Here is a 1,035-nt window from a genome sequence, read left to right on the forward strand (position 1 = left end):
CCTGGATTCATAGAATAACCGCAGCACTTTGGATCGCACAGTAGAGGAAGGAGGGTCAGCGCCGGTACCCTCTCGACTTTACCGACCAAAGTGAAGCAGAGAATGGGATACCGACAACTGACCCAGGCCCAACGATACCAAATTTTCGCTTACCTTGAGACCGGCATCAGCCAGCGACAGATAGCCAAGGCTATTGGGGTTCACAGCAGCACCATTAGTCGGGAGATAAAGCGCAATGGGCTTACTGCTGGCTATGCGCCTGAGCAGGCTCAATTGAGAAGTGATCAGCGTCGATGCAGCGCCTGGAAAGTGACGAAGCGATTGCCCAGCCTAATTCGATGGGTCACTGATCAACTGAGGGACGAATGGAGCCCCCAGCAAATTAGTGGCTTCATGGCGAATGCCAACGGGGCTTGCGTAAGCCATCAGTGGATCTATGCGTTAGTCTGGGACGACAAGAAACACGGCGGCGAATTATGGAAGCGACTCCGTCTACCACGCCAGCGGCGCTATCAGCGCCGGCTGGCCAAGCATGCGGGATTGGGTAAAATTCCACACCGGGTAGGCATTGAACAACGTCCCGCCGAAGTGGAAGAAAGGCGCCATATCGGCCATTGGGAAGGCGATACGGTGCTCAAGGGCCACAAAGAATCCGGCCTGGTGACCCTCGTCGAGAGACGCAGCGGATACCTCTTGGCAGCGCGCCTGCCGACGATCACGGCCACAGGAACGGCCGAAGCGATGACCCGGTTATTAAAACCACGCCGAGGTGCAGTACAGACCATCACCTTGGATAACGGCTCGGAATTCGCCGAGCATCGACAGGTTGCCAGGGCCGTCTCGGCCAAGACCTATTTTTGCGACCCGTACCGCTCATGCCAGCGTGGTACCAATGAAAACACCAACGGACTGATTCGCCAATATTTCCCGAAAGGGACGGACTTCCGAAAGGTGAGCGACTCAGCACTGAGGCGAGTCGTTGCCAAGCTGAATAATCGCCCCAGAAAACGCTTGGGGTATCGGACACCGGCACAA

General features: G+C 56.2%; 1 protein-coding gene. It reads left to right on the forward strand.

Annotated elements, in window-relative coordinates; all coding sequences use genetic code 11:
- Positions 1-102 precede the first annotated feature (102 nt).
- A partial coding sequence (locus FKN99_RS17735; protein ID WP_172119107.1) for an IS30 family transposase occupies positions 103-1,035 on the forward strand: 933 nt, incomplete at its 3' end.

This window comes from Halomonas hibernica (assembly GCF_013183775.1).
Classification (GTDB): domain Bacteria; phylum Pseudomonadota; class Gammaproteobacteria; order Pseudomonadales; family Halomonadaceae; genus Vreelandella; species Vreelandella citrativorans.